The sequence below is a fragment of the Shewanella sp. LZH-2 genome, from assembly GCF_016859145.1.
Lineage (GTDB): Bacteria > Pseudomonadota > Gammaproteobacteria > Enterobacterales > Shewanellaceae > Shewanella > Shewanella xiamenensis.
In genome coordinates this window covers 1,323,758-1,342,658 of the sequence record NZ_CP069350.1, presented here as the reverse complement: position 1 = coordinate 1,342,658, position 18,901 = coordinate 1,323,758, and the positions used below count along the sequence as shown (strand labels likewise).

Below are 18,901 nucleotides of genomic sequence, written 5' to 3'. Positions count from 1 at the left end.
GTTAAATCGCAGCCAATAAAAAAGCCACTATCAAGTGGCTTTTTTATTGGATTTATCACCGGCTTGGTCATAAAACCCTATCTCACTGTGGATCACTATATTTGATGAATTAAGCTCAATACTTAACACTCGGTGTGACTTTAGGGTACAGAGAGACAAAACTCATTTCCCACGATTAAACCATCAGAAAAAAATTACCTCAGCCTAATAAGCTGAGGTAAACCAAAAACTAGGATGATGGTTTAAAAGCCAACATTGTTTTAGTTCGCAAACTTCTGTTGGCGGTGATTCGAAACCGCAATATTGCAGACCTGTACACTCATATCGAAAGGGGTCATTTCCAATAAAAGCATAGGACTCAGGTCATTCCGAATCATCTGGCAATCATTGTATTCATTTAAGAACAGACTTCAATACAAGCTTCAAAAACTTGTTTTAGACAATGCTAAAAAACCAAACTAAAATGCAAGACAAAAAACATATAAGTAATTGATTTAATTATACTTAAAATATCACCAAACGTTTCCAAAACGCATTAAACGCATTTTAAGAACAATGTTTCCAAAATTACTGACGCTCACTGAAAAGTTCAGCATAAGGGATATCCCAATAAGGTGGATTACCAATATGGTCTTTAATAAACTCAATGAAAGCACTCACCTTAGGCGCTAAATGCTTACGACGTGGATACACCGCCTGTAGCGGTAAATGATGAGTCAATTGCCAATCTCTCAATAGTGGCACCAAGGTACCTTTAGCGATCTCATCTTCCATCAAGTAACTAGCAAGATATACAACCCCTAAGCCACTGATCGCAGCTGATTTTAAAGCAGGAGCGTTATCCACCCTAAAGTTACCTGAGACACCTATCTCACAGTAATCATCGCCCTTTTTAAACTGCCACATGCTGTGCTCATGCCACTCACCTTGATACACCAAGCAGTTATGGTCGACTAATTGCTCTGGACGCGAAGGTTCGCCATGTTTAGCAATATAATCGGGTGAGGCAACGAGTAGGAACTGACACTTCATCAAAGGTCGCGCCACCATACCAAGAGGAAGCTGCTCAGACATAGTTAACAGTAAGTCTAAACCTTCACTGACCACATCCACCTTATGATCAAGCAAACTGACTTGCAGTTCGAGCTCAGGGTGTTTTGCCATAAATGATGGCAATGCGGGAATGATATGCATAGCGCCAAAGGACTGAGAAATACCCACCTTTAACACGCCGCGGGTCGCATCGTTTAAATTATGCACGCTAGCAATCGCCTGCTCAGCATCGCGGAGTAACTCTTCACCTTGCAGATATAACAAATGCCCAGCTTCAGTCAAACTTAAGCTGCGAGTAGTACGCTGGATCAGTTGAACACCGAGTCTATGCTCGAGATCGGCTACCTGCGTACTAACCTTAGATTTAGAGATCCCAAGCCTTCTTGCGGCCGCACTGAAACTTCCGGCTCTGGCCACATGAGTAAAAATCGCAATAGGTTCTAACAGTTCTAACATGGAAAGTCGCCTTAAGCAGTTTCGACAGTGATTTAAACTTTCGGAATAACGCAGGAATGCAGCATTCCATAACGCCTTAATATCTCACAGCAAATGGGTTCGTTGTAGAGATTTAAACCGAAAAAGTCAGCTAAAGTAGAGTGTTTTATCTGACTGAGTTGCCAGCTTTTCATTATATTTTAAGAGTATACCAAACATTAGTCTGAAGAATGTAACATTCCACACTAAATAGCCGCAAGCATTGGGATTAATATCAAGGTGCTTGGTAACAATTCCCCAATAAAAAGCCCCAAACACAAAGGTGCTGAGGCATTGATCATTTATACTGCTTTATTCATTTTGTCAGCTAGGCAAACGTTCTAGCGTAAAAACCTGTTTATTCCCTTAGATATCTTCTGCGATATCTACTCACGCAATTCGTGGTGAGTGTTTTGCGTCAACACATAAGGTGCTAACTCAGGCACTTCTTTACGCAGTTGATTTTCAAGCACTAGCAGGTTTTCAAAACGGTCACATAAACGGTCGGCTTTCGCTTCAATCCCCTTGGATTGGGATTCAATTTGCTGCTCAATATCATCGCCTAATCTATCCATTTTTTGTGAAAATGCCTCCATCTTAGCATCGAAGGACTCACCATCGCCGGCAAGAATTTGGCCACCGATATTCATCATCAGGGTGCCAATGGAGTTTTGCACGATTTGCTCCATTTCCTGTTCAAACTCATCGTTAAAAGTGTTTTGCATCGACTCTTCGGTCGCACCAAGGTAAAAACTATCGCCCTGCTTGTAGGCTACGGCATCGACACGCTTCTGCACACCTGCCATCATTTCATCAAACTTAGCGCCAGCGGCATCGCCCATCAATGGCGTTAACGCCATACTCACAGCTTGAGAGGCCAGTGCAACCGCTTCATTGACTAATTCAATCACCTCAGGTACCTGAGTTGACACCTCATCGGCATATTGGCTAACTAGCTTCTTCTGCTTATCAGTTAAAGTTACCTGCTTGCCTTCAACGTATAACTTGTCAACCTCGATACGATACTTCTCGGCGCCCTTCTCACTCATCACTAATTTTTTAGGTTCGACTCTCACATCATAATTAAGGGAAACCTCACAGCGCTCATCAATTTGCGGCTCGGTTTTCGCTTGTGCTGATTGCAAGCCAGAAGCACCTAAAATAACGCCCGATAATGCCACTCCAGTTAATAGCGAATTTATCTTCATTGTTGTTCATCCTTTAATCTGAGGGATTCGACTAAGCTAACATGCTAAAAGACAAATAGCAGAAGATATGCCAACTTTGTAACAATATGATTAGTATGGAGTTATAAAAATTAGCACCGATAGCAGATTAGTGAATTTCACTAATATTTAGCCTAGCAGTGCTAATAAAAGAGTTAAATCAGAAGATTGAACGTCCGAGACGCTGGCTGAGATGCTCAAGCATCGCCGTCCCCGCAAGGGAGTTACCTTGGTTATCTAATTCGGGTGACCAAACGCAGACCGATAGCTCCCCAGGGATCACCGCAATAATGCCGCCACCGACACCACTTTTGCCTGGCATTCCGACACGATAGGCAAACTCACCAGCGCCATCGTACAAGCCAGACGTTGCTAACAGGGCATTTAACTGTCGAGTCTGCACTTGCGAAATAAGCTCGGTACCGTCTAAAGTTTTACCGCGATTAGCTAAATACAGCATCGCACGCGATAGATCGGCGCAGTTCATTTTTAAGGCGCAGTAATGAAAATAAGTGCGCAGCACTGTATCGACATCACCTTGAAAATTGCCGAAGGATTTCATCAGATAGGCGATGGCCGCATTGCGAGCACTATGCTGATATTCAGAATCCGCCACTTGCTTATCGAAACAAACTTTATCGTTTTGACTCAACGCCCTGACCAATTCCAACATCCGATGCTTAGGTGCCCCTAAACGGCTCTGTAATAAGTCAGCGATGACTAATGCGCCAGCATTAATAAAGGGATTGCGAGGTTTACCCCGCTCGAGTTCGACTTGGACTAATGAATTGAAGGAGTGTCCCGAGGGTTCTTTGCCGACGCGGCTCCAAATTTCGGTTTCTTCATATAAAGTTAGCGCTAAGGTTAAGCTGAAAACTTTAGAAATACTTTGAATTGAAAATGGCTCAAGGTAATCGCCTGCGCCTATGGTTTCACCGTCAATAGTGGTCACGGCTATGCCCAATTTGCCAGCATCAACATTGGCTAGCGCAGGAATATAATTAGCAACCTTTCCTTGGCCGAGCAAGGGTCGAACTTTGTCGACCACTTCCTCTAATAACGCCTGTTCTGGCATTAACTCCACCAGATATCGTACAGTTCGCTAACTTCGAGTTGAGTCACTTTTTGACCCGCCCAGAATGCCTTAACAGCAGCGATATCTTCCTCGGTGCACTTCCCGATAGTTTGGGTCGCAATAATACCTTCCCATTCGATATGACCACCGCCATGGAAGCCTAGCTTACGGGCTTCAATCACCTCATCAATAAACTTATCGACAGTTGCATCAATTTCAGCTTCAGAGACAGATGCATCGAACGTCCAAGTGATGTCAAAACCTAACTCTTGGAATTCATCGACGCGCATTTTCTTACGTAAACGACGGCTACGATTCGTTGCCATAGTGATTTTCCCCGTTGTGTTAAAAAACCAATAAAAAGATAACGATATTAAGCGATACGCTCGAACATCAGATCCCATACGCCATGGCCAAGGCGATGACCGCGGGCTTCAAATTTCGTGAGTGGACGATGATCCGGACGCGGTACAACAGTACCATCGGCAGATTGATTCTTGTAACCGCTCGCCACATTCATCACTTCCAGCATATGTTCGCTGTAGTTTTCCCAGTCGGTTGCCATATGGAATACGCCGCCAATCTTCAGTTTACGGCGGATCAATTCGGCAAATTCAGCTTGTACGATACGGCGTTTGTGGTGGCGCTTTTTATGCCAAGGATCGGGGAAGAACAACTGCACACGCGTCAGGCTGCCATCGGCAATCGCATGTTCTAATACTTCCATCGCATCATGGTGATACACACGAAGATTGGTCACGCCCGCGGCAGCGGCATCACTTAAGCATGAGCCAACACCAGGCTTATGGACTTCAATACCGATAAAGTTCAGCTCTGGTGCTTCTTGCGCCATTTGCACTAAAGAAGCGCCCATACCGAAACCAATCTCCAGTACAGTGTCAGCTTCGCGGCCAAAAACTTCGGCTAAATCCAATGGTGTTGGGCTGTAATCTAAGCCCATTGTTGGCCACTGAGTCTCAATGGCTTGCGCTTGACCTTTAGTCAAACGCCCTTCTCTTAGGACAAAGCTTCTGATCTTACGCAGATACTTGCCTTCTTCATTAAATTCAGCGGTAGTGACTTCGCTCATTTTTGCCTCGTCTCGTGGACAACACCCTCTAAAAAGAAGGGCATTATCCAAAGTTCAACTTACAGTGCAAGCACTAATGGAGGCGAAGTATAACAAGATTCTTCGCCTGAGCGAATCTAGCACTGTTTTTCCTGTGAGAGTGACTTGTTTGCCGCCCTATCTCCCGCTACACTGCGCCGATGAAATCTACAGCCTCCTTTGCAACACGTATCGTTAATTGGTACGACACCCACGGTCGTAAAACCCTCCCTTGGCAGCAAGATAAAACCCCATATAGTGTATGGGTTTCAGAGATTATGCTGCAACAAACTCAGGTGGCGACTGTTATTCCCTATTACCAGCGTTTTATGACGCGTTTCCCCGATGTATTAGCCCTCGCTAACGCCCCGGATGATGAAGTATTGCACCATTGGACTGGCCTTGGTTATTACGCTAGGGCTCGCAATCTGCATAAAGCCGCTAAGATGATCCGCGATGAATATCAAGGACAATTCCCGACGAATTTTGAGAAAGTGCTAGCACTGCCAGGCATTGGCCGCTCGACAGCGGGTGCAGTGCTATCCCTATCACTTGGGCAGCAGCATCCGATCCTCGATGGCAATGTTAAGCGCGTCCTAGCAAGACATGGCGCGATTGCGGGCTGGCCTGGACAAAAACCAGTGGAGGAGCAACTCTGGCAATTAACTGAACAGTTAACGCCAGAGCAGGATATTCAAAAATATAACCAAGCCATGATGGATATTGGTGCCAGTATTTGTACTCGCAGCAAACCCAATTGCGCCGCTTGCCCTGTGGCTATCGATTGCAAGGCCCAACTTATGGGTAGGCAAACCGATTTCCCGGGTAAAAAACCGAAGAAAACTATCCCAGAGAAATCTGCTTGGATGTTAGTTTTGCTCAAAGATAACCAAGTCTTCTTGGCTAAGCGCCCTCCTGCTGGCATTTGGGGCGGACTCTGGTGCTTCCCCGAGTTTAATACTCAAGCCGCACTCAATGCAGAGCTTGAAGCCCAAGGTTATAAAGCCGCTCAACTCGAACCATTAATTGGTTTTAGGCATACCTTTAGTCATTTCCATTTAGATATTCAGCCTATGTTGCTGAACGTAGATAAATGGGCAAGTGGTAAAACGAGCGTGGGCGCAGTCATGGAACAAAACCAGTCTCTCTGGTATAACATCAATCAACCTTCCAAAGTGGGACTCGCCGCCGCAACCGAGCGCGTGTTAGCCAACTTGGGATCACTCGTAGCTAATGCTAGCAACCTCGACAGTCAGTAAGGAATAATCATGGCGCGTACAGTCAATTGCGTATATTTAAACAAAGAAGCCGACGGCCTAGACTTTCAACTGTATCCAGGTGATTTAGGTAAACGCATTTTTGATAACATCAGTAAAGAAGCTTGGGGCCTATGGCAGAAGAAGCAGACCATGCTGATTAACGAAAAGAAACTCAACATGATGAATGTTGATGATCGTAAGTTTTTGGAAGAGCAAATGACCTCTTTCCTCTTCGAAGGAAAAGAAGTGGAAATTGAAGGCTTTGTGCCTGAAAAAGATCAGGAATAAACCTAAGTGACTATCTCTTAAAGTAAAAAAGCGCCGTTGGCGCTTTTTTGTTACAGGAGAAATGGCGTGCTTACTTACGCACACCTTCTACCACTAAATCTAATTCAACATTGGCAGATGCCGGACCTAAGTCCAGCTTGATGCCATAATCTTTCATCGCAAACGTGGTAGTACCGGTAAAGCCGGCACGATATCCGCCCCAAGGATCTTGACCTTCACCCACAGCATGCGCTTGAATAGCCAACGGTTTAGTCACACCGTTTAGCGTGAAGTTACCCTTGATAACCATATCGCCATTACCTTTATCTTCAACCGAAGTAGAAACGAAAGTCGCTTCGGCAAATTTAGCAGCATTTAAAAAGTCAGCGCTACGGATGTGTTTATCACGCTCAGCATGGTTTGAATCCACACTTAAGGTGTTCACTTTTACATTCACTTTGGCTGCAGCTGGATTTTTAGCGTCGTAGCTGAAATCACCGCTGAAATCATTAAAACGGCCAACCACATAGCTATAACCTAAGTGACTCACTTTAAAGGTAATAGAGGCATGGGCACCTTCACGATCAATCACATAATCGGCAGCAGATGCAGCCATAGGAACCAGTAAAGACCCGCCAATCAAAGCCGCTAATAGTTGTTTTTTCATTATATTATCCTCGGTTAAATTTAATCATCTTGAGTAATGTTGAATCTTTATCGATAAAATGGTGCTTTAGAGCACCTAAGGCATGCAGTACAACCAAAGCAATCAAGCTATAGGCGGCATATTGATGAATATCCCCCGCTATATCAGCCTGATTTTCAATCAGCGGCGTCAGACCAGGTAACTCAAACCAGTCAAACACCATAATTCCTCGCCCCTCTGCCGTTAAAATCAAAATGCCTGCGGCCATAATCAGCAGTAATAAGAGGTAAATCGCGCCATGGGCAATCTGGGCAGTAACCTTTTCCCATGGCTGATGATTTTGCTCTGGTGCAGGCTTTGGATTAATCAAACGCCAAACTAAACGAAATAACGTTACCGCCAGCAGCAAAATCCCGACGCTTTTATGCCAATGTGGCGCCGTTTTGTACCATGGGCTGTAGTAGGTCAACTCAACCATCCAAACCCCCATGGCAAATAATCCAATCACGGCTACAGCGCTCAACCAATGGCTTGCAATAGCAATAAGTCCATAACTTAACTTAGTATTTCTAAACATACTGCCACTCCGAACCTTTATACTTCTGCCACATAATTAAATAATAGTCATTATCATAGAACGAAAATTAAAAACTAAAATCAGTAAAAATAGCTCATATCTTTCTAAAATTTAGAATGTTTGCCATTTTAACGTTTTGAAGCTGATAGCAAGGTTAGTAAAGGCAATATATTCGAGTGGAAATACAACTTAGTGATATTAAACTGAACCGATTTTGATAGGTTTATAGATAAAAAACAGCCAAAGTGCACATTAAACAGTCGAACACATCATTTATCAGGAAAAAGCACTTGCAGCGGCTAAATACCCTCGCTAATATAGCCGCACTTCGAACGAGACAGCATTGAGTTGTCAGTTTTAAGTAGTCAACTAACGCTTAGTTTAGTTGCCCGAATAGCTCAGTCGGTAGAGCAGAGGATTGAAAATCCTCGTGTCCCTGGTTCGATTCCGGGTTCGGGCACCATTATTCAGCAGTAAAAGTTAAGCCGGCATAGCTCAGTTGGTAGAGCAACTGACTTGTAATCAGTAGGTCCCGAGTTCGACTCTTGGTGCCGGCACCATAAAAAACAAAAAAGCCACTCATTGAGTGGCTTTTTTGTTTTTGGGATTTCAATCAAATCATATAACTCCACTCTAAGTCACAGCCAACCTACTCTCGATAATTGCAGCGGTTTCAAGCTCGACTTTTGCTCCTGACACCATTCAAACAAATATTAATTAAAGGCTTTACACTTAACTTTGCAAATTTTCAAAGTTCGGAGGCAGAGACTAAGGTGTTATTCGCGCCTCCCACTATTTAATTGTATTAAGCCATTGATAGTTAGGCTAAGTAAGCCTTTCACATTCAAGTAAAGCGATAAATATTGCGCATTTTGTTTAATACTTGGTCAGTCGAATTAAAAGGGCTTGCACACTGAAAGCGTGCACTATATGATACGCGCACTTCGAACGAATGGGGTGTTAAACTCACGGTTTGAAGTAGACAACTAACGCTTAGTTTAGTTGCCCGAATAGCTCAGTCGGTAGAGCAGAGGATTGAAAATCCTCGTGTCCCTGGTTCGATTCCGGGTTCGGGCACCATTATTCAGCAGTAAAAGTTTAGCCGGCATAGCTCAGTTGGTAGAGCAACTGACTTGTAATCAGTAGGTCCCGAGTTCGACTCTTGGTGCCGGCACCATAAAAAACAAAAAAGCCACTCTTTGAGTGGCTTTTTTGTATCTGTGATTTTAGCAATTTACTTTATCAGCTCATGCACTATCGGCCTATCCCCCGTTTGGACTTGATGCTGCAAGTGTCGCCAACCATGAGTTAACTCGCTTAGCGGCTCTTTTCGCTCAGGAAAGTGCGAAGATAATTTGTCGATCACTTCAATTTGCATTTTACACAATAACGACCAACGGTCTGCATTTGATAGGTACATAGCGTTTTCCTTAACGAAGGGGATGATATTTCCTTAATTGATTAACACTAGGTCATAAACCTAACGTTGCCAAATTAAAATTGCGTGTTAGCGCACTGTTAAACATTGCTACTCCAGAGTATCTTTATTCTATAAACATAAGATAGGAGACATCATGACAGCTACGATTTTTAAACTTATTTTTATCGCAATTGGTTTGTTTCTGGTTTATAAGCTGATATTTGGTGGTAAGAAGGGATCGACTATTTTCGAAATGCACTTTAAAGACGGCCGTATGACTCACCACAAAGGCAAAATCCCCGAGCGTTTCGAGAAGGAATGTCGACATCTTGCTAAAGCAGATAAACTCACTTGTACTATCAGAGCCGAGAAAAATACCGACGTCCGACTACATATATCTGCCAATGTAAATGACAATCTACAACAAAGGATCCGTAATCAATTTCCCTTTGAGTATTACGATAAGAAGACAGTGGATAATAGTCGTCAAGCGGGTTAATTTTCCGAATCATCAGCCCTTATGTCAAAGTAAGGGCTGCACAATCCACTCAAACTCTATTGAGATTGATCAATCTTAGAATTTAATCGGATCCTTTGGCTCTAGCTTTCCATCTTCGCGCGCATCACGAACACGGCGCTCATTATCTTGCATCATAGGATCGCCACTCGATTGATGAGGATCTGCTTGTTTCTCTGAAGTGTCTTCGAAACGAAAATCAATGTTAGAACAAGCTGTTAATGAAATACTTGCTAACACAGCCAGTAACATCCAATACTTTTTCATTATATGATTCACGATAGATTGCTTTGAGCCAGTCTAGAGCAGTCAGAGAGCGATTATTAGCCAAGCTATACCGTTAACCATGGCAGCAAGTCGCTTAATCTAGCTTTTGGATCACTAAAGTCACCTTAGCAACGGTAACCCCCCACTTAATAATGTCGCTTTTATTGATGATGGTATTGTCATTAACTAAAAACATCCAATCATCAAAATGCACTTGGTATTCATCACCATCAACAGGCAATAACATATCGTAGCGCCAGCGCAGCGCGCTTCCCCTCGCCTCACCTACTGCAGTACCAATAATATCGCCTGCCGTGCCGGTATACTGTCCATCACCTAGGGAGGTTATACGCCAGATACGGGTTTGGGTTTCACCGTCATCATAGACAAACCATTCATCGATAACGCCTTCGTTCCCTTGCCAACTCGCCTCCATAGTGACATTAAATTTACGGATCACTTTGCCACTAAAATCCTCAACGATGCCCGATGCCTTAAGCGGGCCATTAAAGAATTTTTCCAATACTAATGGTGGATTTGTACCTTGATAATCAGCTACTTCAACCGAGGAACAACTAGATAACAGGCTGAGCATCAATAAACTTAAGATGACATTTTTAGTCCAATTTAGCGTTAACAATCGCATGATTTTTCTCCTAGTAATTGCGCTCGTAAACTTGGACGACTGGTTTTAGTCGATAACCAAATCGCTAAAAAAGCCTGTGCAAATTGTGGTTCTTGGATAAGCCCGAGGGGTTGTTGATTAAAATAAAATTGACTCTGGTTTGCATCGATAATCTTAAAACTTAAATGATCACCTGGCGTGACATCAGGCCAAATGCCCTTTAGTAAATTAAGCCAGTGACCAATATCACTATCGGCATAACCTAGATGTCGCCATTGGTCGGCTGTGGCTTCCAGTAAATCTGCAGCATCAATATCACGATAATATTCAATATCTAACAGTTGCGGATACTCCCCCTGCTGATACTGACCGGTTGGCGTCATCAGACGAGCTTTATATAAGTTGAACCACAGCCAATCCATTTCGCCGCGCCCAACCTCAACAAGATCCTGGGTCACCGAGTTATCGACCGTAGCGGTTGAATTTGCATATCCAGGAAAAAGGAGTAACAACCCAAAGATGGCGCTAAGATACGTTTTAGTCGATAGCATAGACATCCGATTCCTCCACTTGAAAATTAACGATCACACAAGCGACGATGTTCTAGCCCATAACGCCTTATCTGCCTATAACTACGGGATATTTTGATAAACAGCGGCAATAAGATAGTCCAAACAACAGCAAGGATAATCATGGAAATACTTTCGCCAAAAGGAAGCGTCACCGCATTAAATTGCGCGCCCGCAATGTAGCTAAGACTGCCAAAAACACCACCCAATATAACCTGCAAAATAATAGGTAAAGCACGCATAAAAACGAGGCTATGGTGCAGGCTCAAGGCAAAATGCAGCCATAGACAAGCGAGCCACCAAGGTAAAACGGTAAACTCAAATACCCCGAACAAAGTGAGCAAGGTATCAATCGCAATACCCAGCAACCCCACCTTAATCATGGTACTGAAGTCCCGAAACACAGCTTGTCGGTTTTCAACCAAAGCCAACAGTATAAAATGAATCAATAACAATGAGATATTGAGTAACAACACTCGATTACCCCATAAGATGCTACTCCACCAAACACACTGAAAGCTCAAGGCGTTGTAGATAATAACTCCTTGAAGCTTAGACATATTTTGAATGTATCTGACCATAGAGAGCATCTCTGCGCGACGTTAACTACGGTTAATCGTATTAGGTAAACGATACCCGGGGCGTACAGCCACTAAATGCACAGTGCTTGTGGTGCGCTCTAAAAATCCGCCTTCGCAGTAACTGAGGTAAAACTTCCACATGCGAATAAAATCTTCACCATAACCAAGGGCTTGGATTTGGGCAACGGAACGATCAAAGTTGTCGTGCCAATCCTTTAAGGTTTTGGCGTAATCTAAGCCCATGTCATCAATCGACCAGACCTGCATATCGGTGCGCTTCGCCAAATGGCCAACCATTTGATGAACCGAAGGCAAACAGCCGCCAGGGAAAATATATCGCTGAATAAAATCAACGCTTTTACGATAACTATCGTAACGCTGATCTGAAATAGTGATTGCCTGTAATAACATCCGCCCTTCGGGTTTGAGCAATGTTTCCAGCTTTTTAAAGAATCCAGACAAATATTCATGACCTACGGCTTCAATCATCTCGATAGACACCAATCTATCGTATTGACCGCTAAGATTTCGATAATCCTCGGTCAGCAAAGTCACACTATCGCTTAGCCCTTCACGTTCGACCCGCGCTTTAGCATAGGCATATTGGGCATCGGAGATGGTAGTGGTCGTAACGTGCACGCCATAATGTTTAGCTGCGTAAATCGCCAAAGCGCCCCAACCAGTACCGATTTCTAATAGGGTTTGCCCCGGCTTTAAATCGAGCCGCTCGCAAATGGTTTTGAGCTTGTGTAGCTGCGCATCAGCAAGGCTTGCCTCGCTATGGGGATACAAGGCACTGGAGTACAGCATTTCACGGTCTAAAAACTGCTCATATAACGCATTGCCCAAGTCGTAATGGGCAAGAATATTACGCTTAGAGCCCTGTTGAGAATTACGGTTAAGCAAGTGCTTAAAGCGATTAATCGAGCCAGTAAGCCAACTAAATTTAGCTTCAATCTGGTCAAGTAACGGCAGATTTCGAGCAAAAAGTTGCACGACTTTGGTTAAGTCAGGGCTGGTCCAATGGCCTTGAATATAGCCCTCACCTGCACCGATGGAGCCTGAAAACATCACTTGACGATAAAAGCTCGGATGCTTCACGACTAGCGTTGCATGTAGCTCACTGTGGTGCTCACCAAAACGATAGCTTTTATCCCCCTCGACTAAGGTTAAACATCCGTTAGGGAGATTTTCTAAGGCCTTGAGCAGTAGCTTACGGGCAAGACTGTCAGGCAATTTTGCCGTAACAACTGAAGATTGCGATGCAGTGTTTTCCATATTATTTCTCCATTTGAGCAGGATGTGGCACAAAAGGCACTCGTTTGTAGAACAGCTTTAACGCCTGCCAGTAAATCCCACCGAAAATTTTCAACGTCATAAAAGGGAAGCGAAACAACAGCGTCCTAAGTGATGTGGCATTAATGTCTTGGCGAGTCATCGAAAGCGTTGCATTAAATAAACGCTTGCCTGAATGATTCGGCAGATTTTCAATACCAATATTTAAGCGTTCAGTGGGGGGGGCCACATGCCACTGGTAGCGCATATCAAGATTCATAAAAGGCGAAACATGGAACACTTTATCCGTTGTTTCAGGAGCCGATAAATCCACTAAATAGCAGTGGCGCTGATCCCACGGGGTGTTACTCACTTCGGCAAGCATGTATAAAGACTGTTGATTTTTATAACAAAAATAGAAATTTACCGGACTAAAATACACGCCAAAATGCCGAATTTGCCCAACAAATAGCACTCGATTACATCGCTCTTCACCGCCCAATTCTGCCACTTGCTGAAGCACTCGACTCTTGAGGGCTGAAGCACTCGGCTCCTCTATATCGAGTTTGCGGTTAAGATTGTCCTTTGAGGTAAACGTAGTGAGATAGTCCGCAGGATTAAATCTCAGCAAGGCGCGGCGCTGACTAGCAAATATCCGCCCCATACGACTGATAGAATCAACCTCATCCAAATCAATCGCCAGCAACGCCATTTTGTAGCTAAAGTGATGTTTTATTGGGGTAAAGCGACTATGCGTCACAGTGCCGTAGTAAATACCACTATTGAGCTCACTCATAGGCTGATCCCAAAATGGTCGCAAACTTCTAATGCACTACGTACACCATCTTCATGGAAACCATTGTGCCAATAGGCCCCTGCAAAATGGGTGCGGTTTTTGCCAGAAATCTCCTCCCGCCTTGCCTGTGCCTGTAAACTGCGTTCATTAAAGACTGGATGAGCGTAATTAAAACGCCGCAGAATTTTCGACTCATCAATGAGCTCACTCTGATTAAGCGTTACGCAAAAGGTTGGCGCGTCGCTAGGTAGGCGCTGCAGGATATTCATATTATATGTCACTGATGCAGGACGTTTTTTATCGCCATCTAAGCGATAATTCCAACTTGCCCAAGCCGCTTTACGCTTAGGTAGAATACGGGTATCCGTGTGCAGCACCACTTCATTATTTTGATACTGTAAGTCGCCCAAAATGGCTTTTTCAGCGGAGGTAGCATCGGTTAGCATCCCAAGCGCTTGGTCGCTATGGCAAGCGAGTATCACTTCATCGAACACATGCCACTGACCATTAACCTGCAGCTTAACGCAATCTTCATGTCGCTCGATGGCACTGACTGGACTGTTTAAATGGAGGTTATCTTTAAATGGTGCAATTAAATCAGGAATATAACTGCGAGAACCGCCCTTCAGCACATACCATTGTGGTCTATCAGTCACATTTAACAGCCCATGATGCTCGAAGAAACGAATAAAAAAGCGCAACGAAAAGGCACGCATATCTTCAATGCTCGATGACCAAATCGCCGCGCCCATTGGCAGAATGTAATGCTCAGCAAAAAAAGCTGAAAAACCTTCTCTGTCGAGGAAATTACCTAGGTTGGCTTCAGGATATTGATCCTGCTGATAAATAGCCTTGCAGCTTTTATTAAACCGAACAATTTCATTTAAAAAAGCCCAAAAGCGCGGATTCAGAAGGTTACGCTTTTGGGCAAACAAACTCGCAAAGTGATGCCCATTGTATTCAAGCCCAGTGAGCGCATTGTGCACGCTAAAACTCATCTCTGTCGGCAAAATACTGACATTAAGGCGGGCTAATAACCGCTCAAAACGGGGATAAGTTCTATCGTTAAATACGATAAACCCAGTATCTATCGCATAGGTTTTACCTTGATAATCCACATCCACAGTGGCAGTGTGACCACCGATATAATCATTAGCCTCAAATACAGTCACTTTGTGTGACTGGCTCAATAGATGAGCGCAGGTCAGCCCTGAAATCCCAGTACCTACAATGGCAATATTTTTCATCTTCCGGTGTCCTTTAGCGCTTTTGCTTGGCTATCTCTTTGGATCATTTTTTGCCATACAAATGCTGGTAAAAATGACATCAATTTCAACAAATAAGTAAATCGTTTTGGAAAATGGATCTCTGCGTCGCCGCGTTCGATACCAACACGAATCGCCAACGAAGCCTCATGCACATCAATTTGCATTGGCATGGCAAAGTCATTTTTGGCGGTTAAGGGGGTTGCCACAAATCCAGGGCAAATCACGCTGACACTAATATCATCTTGCGCAACATCGAGTGACAGACTCGCAGCCAAGTACTTAACGCCCGCTTTAGATGCGCCATAAGCCTCGGCACGGGGAAAGGGTAAATAAATCGCGCTGGAACTCATCAAGGCTAATTTCGATCCTTTTGGCATTAGAGGCAAAAATGCCCCTAAACAGTAGCCCATCGCAATCAAGTTAGTGTGTATGACTCGCTCAAAGAGCTGATCATCAAAATGTTTTGCATCGTCGATATACTCACAACTACCGGCGTTGAGGATCACGATATCCAATAGACATTCACTGCTCGAGAGCATATCACCTAGCTCAGTAGCAGCCTGCTGGACTTGAACACGATCGCTAATATCAAAACTCAAGCAAGTGGCGCCTATCAGTTCCTTCTGCGCCAACAAATCAAGTTTTGAGGCGTCACGGCCACAGGCAATCACATGCCAACCTAAGGCCAAATAATCCTTTGCTAACTGCAAACCGATACCTGAACTTGCCCCAGTTATCAGCACTGTATTGATTTTTTTGGTGAGCAATGAGGTCATTACTTAGCCGCCCTATCTTTAAGCAAGCGAATAAGTCCGCCCATACAAGGCAAATGTTCATACAGCATTTGCCCGAGGTCGAAATAGTCCCGATGAAAATAAATGCGCTGATGGAACTTAAGCTGGCTCATCCCATCAACCCGAACTATCTCTCCTTTATTGAGCTTAGGATGACGATATTGCATTTGCCAAAACAGCGATGCTTGAGTGTCATCCTGTAATACTTCTTTGATTTCAAAATGAATATAGCCAATATTTTGATAAAGCTTGGCAAAATACTGTGTCAACGCGTTTAAGCCATTCACTTGATGCATCGGATCGATAAAACAAATATTGTCATCATAGACCTCTGCAAGTAGATGCAGATTATCCTTATTTAACGCTTGATAGAGGCTGATAAAATCATCTACTAATCCGCTATGCTCAATCTTCGCTTGGTTTATCATCCAGACACTCCCTAAGGGATAAGTATTAAGGTTGAACTTGTGGTCTAAGCCTTTTTCAGCACACCCAGTACCGTCAGCGCTCTTGCTCTTGCCGCATTGTGCTCAACAATCGCATAGGGATAATCCGCTTGCGATGCAAATAATGGTGCTTCAAACAACGAAGGCATTTTTTGCTGATTCGGTTGATGCAATCGCTTAACGCCCCAAGATGCGAGTTCTGGTAAGTACTTACGAATAAAGCGGCCATCTGGATCAAACTTTTCGCTCTGGCTCATAGGATTAAAAATCCGAAAATACGGCTGCGCATCACAACCGCATCCTGCCGACCACTGCCAACCGCCGTTGTTAGCCGCCAGATCGCCGTCGATAAGATGCTGGCGGAAATACCGCTCACCCCAACGCCAATCAATAAGCAAGTGTTTGGTTAAAAAGCTCGCCACCACCATACGCAGGCGATTGTGCATCCAGCCGGTTTGATTAAGTTGCCGCATAGCCGCATCCACTATCGGATAGCCGGTTTTGCCCTCGCACCAAGCTAAAAACTCATCGTGATTGTTGCGCCATGGCACATGATCGGCTTGGCGATTAAAATTGTGTCCCTTGGATAAATCAGGAAAAGCCACCAGCAAATGACGGTAGAACTCCCGCCAAATGAGCTCATTTAGCCATGTACGCCCGGGACTAGTGTCATCAACCATTACCTCAGGGAAACGTTGTAAAAGCGCCGCGACACATTGCCTTGGACTGAGTACACCAATCGCCAGATAAGGGGAGATAACACTGGTGCCATCAATGGCGGGGAAATCTCTATCTTGCTTATAGTCTTGCACTTTTTGCTGAATAAATTGATTAAGCAGCCGCTTGGCTTGCCCCTCACCTGCCGCCCACTGTTCACTCGAGATAAGCGGGGTTGATATGGTTTGATTTAAACCTGTTTCTGATGGCGTAGTGCCCTTGTTAGTCGGAGAATCAGCAAAGCCGATATTTTTAAAAAATAATGGCTTAGGCTCCGATAAGATAGGACCAAGCGGTGCTGGCACACCCAGCGGCACAATAGGCTGCTTTGCGGCAACCTCTCGCCACTTGCGGCTAAAAGGAGTAAACACCCGATACATGTCACCGCTTAAATTAAGCACAGTTCCAGGTGGTAATAAGCAATGTTCATCACTAAGCACCAAAGGAATCCCCGCTTCAATACAAGCTTGATCGCGCTTTTGCTCATTGATCTCAGGTTCTCGTCCTGCAAATACCCGTCCAATAGTATGCTCTTCACAATAACCCGTTAAAAATGCGGGAATATCTTTAAAGCTATCAAGTTGAATGAGTTCAAATTCAACTCCTAAACTCGCCAGTCCTTGGGCCAGTAGATTCACATGCCGCTGAATAAAGTCGAGTTGAATTGGCGCGATATCATGGCGACGCCATTGACTTGGGGTGGCAATGTAAATCGCTTTAAGCTTGGCGGCATGATGTTGCCTTACCCAATCACAGGCGGCCGTAAACGCCTGATTATCGGTAAGGCGCAGATCTTGGCGAAACCACATTAACGCCTGTTTCTCCAAACCGCATTGATTAATGCTCATCGGCGCTCTCTCCTTCAATCAGTGCAGCATTAGCCTGGTTTTTCTGTCTACGATACTGTTTTTTATGTTGCTGCTTTGCGGCCGTTATTTGCAGAATGATCTCGGTAACACTAGGGGCGATATAGTCCGATAAAGTGGTTAGTGTCGGCGCGAAAGGGCCAACGAGATAGCAAGCGAGTGACTTAGTCTCCAGCAACATTTGCAGCTCTGTCTGCTTTGATAGTGAGTGATTCGCCTCTGGCAATAACACTAAAGCATCAACCTTAAGCCTGTTATTGATTAGCCCAAGACTGCTGACATGTTGCACGCCTAAGTTGACCACTGAGACTCTTAAATCGGCAAGTTCCAGTAATAGTGCAAGGCAATACAAACGGTTAGTAAGGCTTGAACTGGGCGCAAGCGTAGGCTCTGTATTTTTTTGCGATGTAACATAAGGCAAACGCACTAACGCAATCTGGGGCGAGCTTGCTAGCCCCGCTACGCTTAAACGCCCACCGATACGGCTAGCTAACTCACTGTCTAACCAAGCAAGCAGCAGCTCCACATCTAAACGCGGCTCCAATAAAGGCATTAATTGTGCAAACCAAGCTTGTAGCAGTTTTTGTTTAACCAATTGAAATGGATATAAGCCCAAGGCTTCATCTAAGATTTGGTGAAACTTGAGCTGATCTAACTCAAAAAATGCAGTGTTTAACGCCAATATCTGCTCATGCCAAAAATCAGACGATTGAGATTGCACACTCGCGACATCTATCGCTTTAGCCGAACTCATCAATAATGGCTTTACCTTACTGATGGCAACGCCTTTTGCTAACCATGCATTAATCTCATGGATTTGTTGAATATTTTCGGCAGAATACAGCCTGTGCCCCTTGGGAGTACGCTCAGGGATAACAAGCCCAAAACGCCGCTGCCATGCCCTTAATGTCACCGCATTAACGCCAGTAAGCCGCGACACCTCACCGATCGGCAGTAATTCGCTACTGCTGGGATTATCAGCTACAAGCTCTAAATTATGATCTTCCATTTTTGTCTCTTAACTCATGAATCAGATTGGTTGGCCTAAGCATGTTGTGCTAAACCATTTCGCCAA

The 18,901-nt window shown here is 44.3% G+C and carries 22 protein-coding genes and 4 tRNA genes; 7 read left to right on the top strand and 19 right to left on the bottom strand.

Annotation, left to right across the window (positions count from 1 at the left end; all coding sequences use genetic code 11):
- Nucleotides 1-567: 567 nt before the first annotated feature.
- The 5 genes from JM642_RS06060 to trmB form a co-directional block, all read right to left on the bottom strand.
- Entirely contained in the window at nucleotides 568-1,509 is a 942-nt protein-coding gene (locus tag JM642_RS06060) for a LysR family transcriptional regulator (protein ID WP_011625622.1), read from the bottom strand.
- A 404-nt stretch (nucleotides 1,510-1,913) separates the two neighbouring features.
- A complete protein-coding gene (locus JM642_RS06055; protein WP_203433153.1) occupies nucleotides 1,914-2,735 on the bottom strand; it encodes a YggN family protein in 822 nt (273 codons plus the stop codon).
- A gap of 178 nt (nucleotides 2,736-2,913) precedes the next feature.
- Nucleotides 2,914-3,828, bottom strand: coding sequence for a glutaminase B (glsB, locus tag JM642_RS06050; RefSeq protein ID WP_011621971.1), 915 nt, complete (start codon nucleotides 3,826-3,828; stop codon nucleotides 2,914-2,916).
- Nucleotides 3,828-4,154: a YggL family protein gene (locus JM642_RS06045; protein WP_037420808.1), complete on the bottom strand. Its 327-nt coding sequence runs from the start codon at nucleotides 4,152-4,154 to the stop codon at nucleotides 3,828-3,830. Before JM642_RS06045 ends, glsB begins: the two co-directional genes overlap by 1 nt.
- A 47-nt stretch (nucleotides 4,155-4,201) precedes the next feature.
- Nucleotides 4,202-4,918 carry a tRNA (guanosine(46)-N7)-methyltransferase TrmB gene (gene trmB / locus JM642_RS06040; RefSeq protein WP_037420811.1) on the bottom strand — a complete coding sequence of 239 codons (717 nt, stop codon included), beginning with the start codon at nucleotides 4,916-4,918 and terminating at the stop codon, nucleotides 4,202-4,204.
- A gap of 179 nt (nucleotides 4,919-5,097) precedes the next feature.
- Between trmB and mutY the strand changes: the two genes are divergently transcribed.
- Nucleotides 5,098-6,195 carry an A/G-specific adenine glycosylase gene (gene mutY / locus JM642_RS06035; protein ID WP_203433151.1) on the top strand — a complete coding sequence of 366 codons (1,098 nt, stop codon included), beginning with the start codon at nucleotides 5,098-5,100 and terminating at the stop codon, nucleotides 6,193-6,195.
- 9 nt (nucleotides 6,196-6,204) lie between these two features.
- Entirely contained in the window at nucleotides 6,205-6,483 is a 279-nt protein-coding gene (locus JM642_RS06030; protein WP_023266529.1) for an oxidative damage protection protein, read from the top strand.
- Between the two features lie 70 nt (nucleotides 6,484-6,553).
- Here JM642_RS06030 and JM642_RS06025 read toward each other — a convergent pair whose 3' ends face one another.
- Nucleotides 6,554-7,129, bottom strand: a complete 576-nt coding sequence (locus JM642_RS06025; RefSeq protein WP_172587811.1) for a YceI family protein — start codon at nucleotides 7,127-7,129, stop codon at nucleotides 6,554-6,556.
- A 4-nt stretch (nucleotides 7,130-7,133) separates the two neighbouring features.
- On the bottom strand, nucleotides 7,134-7,685 hold the full coding sequence (locus tag JM642_RS06020) for a cytochrome b (protein ID WP_144375280.1): 552 nt from the start codon (nucleotides 7,683-7,685) through the stop codon (nucleotides 7,134-7,136).
- 387 nt (nucleotides 7,686-8,072) lie between these two features.
- Here JM642_RS06020 and JM642_RS06015 point away from each other — a divergent pair.
- From JM642_RS06015 to JM642_RS06000, 4 genes are all read left to right on the top strand, one after another.
- Nucleotides 8,073-8,148: transfer RNA gene (locus tag JM642_RS06015), tRNA-Phe, on the top strand.
- Between the two features lie 21 nt (nucleotides 8,149-8,169).
- Nucleotides 8,170-8,245, top strand: a tRNA-Thr gene (locus tag JM642_RS06010).
- A 444-nt stretch (nucleotides 8,246-8,689) separates the two neighbouring features.
- Nucleotides 8,690-8,765: transfer RNA gene (locus JM642_RS06005), tRNA-Phe, on the top strand.
- Nucleotides 8,766-8,786: 21 nt separating this feature from the next.
- Nucleotides 8,787-8,862: transfer RNA gene (locus JM642_RS06000), tRNA-Thr, on the top strand.
- 57 nt (nucleotides 8,863-8,919) lie between these two features.
- Here the strand turns inward: JM642_RS06000 and JM642_RS05995 are convergent.
- A complete protein-coding gene (locus JM642_RS05995; RefSeq protein ID WP_037420841.1) occupies nucleotides 8,920-9,105 on the bottom strand; it encodes a hypothetical protein in 186 nt (61 codons plus the stop codon).
- Nucleotides 9,106-9,259: 154 nt separating this feature from the next.
- Between JM642_RS05995 and JM642_RS05990 the strand changes: the two genes are divergently transcribed.
- Nucleotides 9,260-9,604, top strand: coding sequence for a DUF3634 family protein (locus tag JM642_RS05990; RefSeq protein ID WP_037420843.1), 345 nt, complete (start codon nucleotides 9,260-9,262; stop codon nucleotides 9,602-9,604).
- Nucleotides 9,605-9,679: 75 nt separating this feature from the next.
- Here the strand turns inward: JM642_RS05990 and JM642_RS05985 are convergent, their stop codons facing one another.
- The 11 genes from JM642_RS05985 to JM642_RS05935 form a co-directional block, all read right to left on the bottom strand.
- Nucleotides 9,680-9,892, bottom strand: coding sequence for a hypothetical protein (locus tag JM642_RS05985; protein ID WP_047540153.1), 213 nt, complete (start codon nucleotides 9,890-9,892; stop codon nucleotides 9,680-9,682).
- Nucleotides 9,893-9,983: 91 nt separating this feature from the next.
- Nucleotides 9,984-10,535 (bottom strand): DUF3833 domain-containing protein, encoded by a 552-nt coding sequence (locus JM642_RS05980; protein ID WP_144375284.1) that lies wholly within the window; start codon nucleotides 10,533-10,535, stop codon nucleotides 9,984-9,986.
- Nucleotides 10,523-11,071: a chalcone isomerase family protein gene (locus JM642_RS05975; protein WP_203433149.1), complete on the bottom strand. Its 549-nt coding sequence runs from the start codon at nucleotides 11,069-11,071 to the stop codon at nucleotides 10,523-10,525. The genes JM642_RS05980 and JM642_RS05975 overlap by 13 nt, the downstream gene beginning before the upstream one ends.
- 20 nt (nucleotides 11,072-11,091) lie before the next feature.
- Nucleotides 11,092-11,643: a DUF2878 domain-containing protein gene (locus JM642_RS05970; protein ID WP_239000508.1), complete on the bottom strand. Its 552-nt coding sequence runs from the start codon at nucleotides 11,641-11,643 to the stop codon at nucleotides 11,092-11,094.
- A gap of 42 nt (nucleotides 11,644-11,685) precedes the next feature.
- On the bottom strand, nucleotides 11,686-12,942 hold the full coding sequence (locus tag JM642_RS05965) for a cyclopropane-fatty-acyl-phospholipid synthase family protein (RefSeq protein ID WP_203433147.1): 1,257 nt from the start codon (nucleotides 12,940-12,942) through the stop codon (nucleotides 11,686-11,688).
- A gap of 1 nt (nucleotide 12,943) precedes the next feature.
- On the bottom strand, nucleotides 12,944-13,735 hold the full coding sequence (locus tag JM642_RS05960) for a DUF1365 domain-containing protein (protein ID WP_203433145.1): 792 nt from the start codon (nucleotides 13,733-13,735) through the stop codon (nucleotides 12,944-12,946).
- On the bottom strand, nucleotides 13,732-14,982 hold the full coding sequence (locus JM642_RS05955; protein ID WP_203433143.1) for an FAD-dependent oxidoreductase: 1,251 nt from the start codon (nucleotides 14,980-14,982) through the stop codon (nucleotides 13,732-13,734). The genes JM642_RS05960 and JM642_RS05955 overlap by 4 nt, the downstream gene beginning before the upstream one ends.
- A complete protein-coding gene (locus JM642_RS05950; RefSeq protein WP_069453298.1) occupies nucleotides 14,979-15,779 on the bottom strand; it encodes an SDR family NAD(P)-dependent oxidoreductase in 801 nt (266 codons plus the stop codon). Before JM642_RS05950 ends, JM642_RS05955 begins: the two co-directional genes overlap by 4 nt.
- Nucleotides 15,779-16,225: a nuclear transport factor 2 family protein gene (locus tag JM642_RS05945; RefSeq protein WP_037428819.1), complete on the bottom strand. Its 447-nt coding sequence runs from the start codon at nucleotides 16,223-16,225 to the stop codon at nucleotides 15,779-15,781. Before JM642_RS05945 ends, JM642_RS05950 begins: the two co-directional genes overlap by 1 nt.
- A gap of 44 nt (nucleotides 16,226-16,269) precedes the next feature.
- A complete protein-coding gene (gene phrB, locus JM642_RS05940) occupies nucleotides 16,270-17,808 on the bottom strand; it encodes a deoxyribodipyrimidine photo-lyase (RefSeq protein ID WP_203433141.1) in 1,539 nt (512 codons plus the stop codon).
- Nucleotides 17,798-18,835: a MerR family transcriptional regulator gene (locus JM642_RS05935; protein WP_203433139.1), complete on the bottom strand. Its 1,038-nt coding sequence runs from the start codon at nucleotides 18,833-18,835 to the stop codon at nucleotides 17,798-17,800. The genes phrB and JM642_RS05935 overlap by 11 nt, the downstream gene beginning before the upstream one ends.
- Nucleotides 18,836-18,901: the final 66 nt, after the last annotated feature.

Bases quoted from the DNA above. Each gene is read 5' to 3' on its own strand.
- JM642_RS06060 (WP_011625622.1), bottom strand. From the start codon at position 1,509: ATGTTAGAACTGTTAGAACCTATTGCGATTTTTACTCATGTGGCCAGA.
- JM642_RS06055 (WP_203433153.1), bottom strand. From the start codon at position 2,735: ATGAAGATAAATTCGCTATTAACTGGAGTGGCATTATCGGGCGTTATT.
- glsB (WP_011621971.1), bottom strand. From the start codon at position 3,828: ATGCCAGAACAGGCGTTATTAGAGGAAGTGGTCGACAAAGTTCGACCC.
- JM642_RS06045 (WP_037420808.1), bottom strand. From the start codon at position 4,154: ATGGCAACGAATCGTAGCCGTCGTTTACGTAAGAAAATGCGCGTCGAT.
- trmB (WP_037420811.1), bottom strand. From the start codon at position 4,918: ATGAGCGAAGTCACTACCGCTGAATTTAATGAAGAAGGCAAGTATCTG.
- mutY (WP_203433151.1), top strand. From the start codon at position 5,098: ATGAAATCTACAGCCTCCTTTGCAACACGTATCGTTAATTGGTACGAC.
- JM642_RS06030 (WP_023266529.1), top strand. From the start codon at position 6,205: ATGGCGCGTACAGTCAATTGCGTATATTTAAACAAAGAAGCCGACGGC.
- JM642_RS06025 (WP_172587811.1), bottom strand. From the start codon at position 7,129: ATGAAAAAACAACTATTAGCGGCTTTGATTGGCGGGTCTTTACTGGTT.
- JM642_RS06020 (WP_144375280.1), bottom strand. From the start codon at position 7,685: ATGTTTAGAAATACTAAGTTAAGTTATGGACTTATTGCTATTGCAAGC.
- JM642_RS05995 (WP_037420841.1), bottom strand. From the start codon at position 9,105: ATGTACCTATCAAATGCAGACCGTTGGTCGTTATTGTGTAAAATGCAA.
- JM642_RS05990 (WP_037420843.1), top strand. From the start codon at position 9,260: ATGACAGCTACGATTTTTAAACTTATTTTTATCGCAATTGGTTTGTTT.
- JM642_RS05980 (WP_144375284.1), bottom strand. From the start codon at position 10,535: ATGCGATTGTTAACGCTAAATTGGACTAAAAATGTCATCTTAAGTTTA.
- JM642_RS05975 (WP_203433149.1), bottom strand. From the start codon at position 11,071: ATGTCTATGCTATCGACTAAAACGTATCTTAGCGCCATCTTTGGGTTG.
- JM642_RS05970 (WP_239000508.1), bottom strand. From the start codon at position 11,643: ATGTCTAAGCTTCAAGGAGTTATTATCTACAACGCCTTGAGCTTTCAG.
- JM642_RS05965 (WP_203433147.1), bottom strand. From the start codon at position 12,942: ATGGAAAACACTGCATCGCAATCTTCAGTTGTTACGGCAAAATTGCCT.
- JM642_RS05960 (WP_203433145.1), bottom strand. From the start codon at position 13,735: ATGAGTGAGCTCAATAGTGGTATTTACTACGGCACTGTGACGCATAGT.
- JM642_RS05955 (WP_203433143.1), bottom strand. From the start codon at position 14,982: ATGAAAAATATTGCCATTGTAGGTACTGGGATTTCAGGGCTGACCTGC.
- JM642_RS05950 (WP_069453298.1), bottom strand. From the start codon at position 15,779: ATGACCTCATTGCTCACCAAAAAAATCAATACAGTGCTGATAACTGGG.
- JM642_RS05945 (WP_037428819.1), bottom strand. From the start codon at position 16,225: ATGATAAACCAAGCGAAGATTGAGCATAGCGGATTAGTAGATGATTTT.
- phrB (WP_203433141.1), bottom strand. From the start codon at position 17,808: ATGAGCATTAATCAATGCGGTTTGGAGAAACAGGCGTTAATGTGGTTT.
- JM642_RS05935 (WP_203433139.1), bottom strand. From the start codon at position 18,835: ATGGAAGATCATAATTTAGAGCTTGTAGCTGATAATCCCAGCAGTAGC.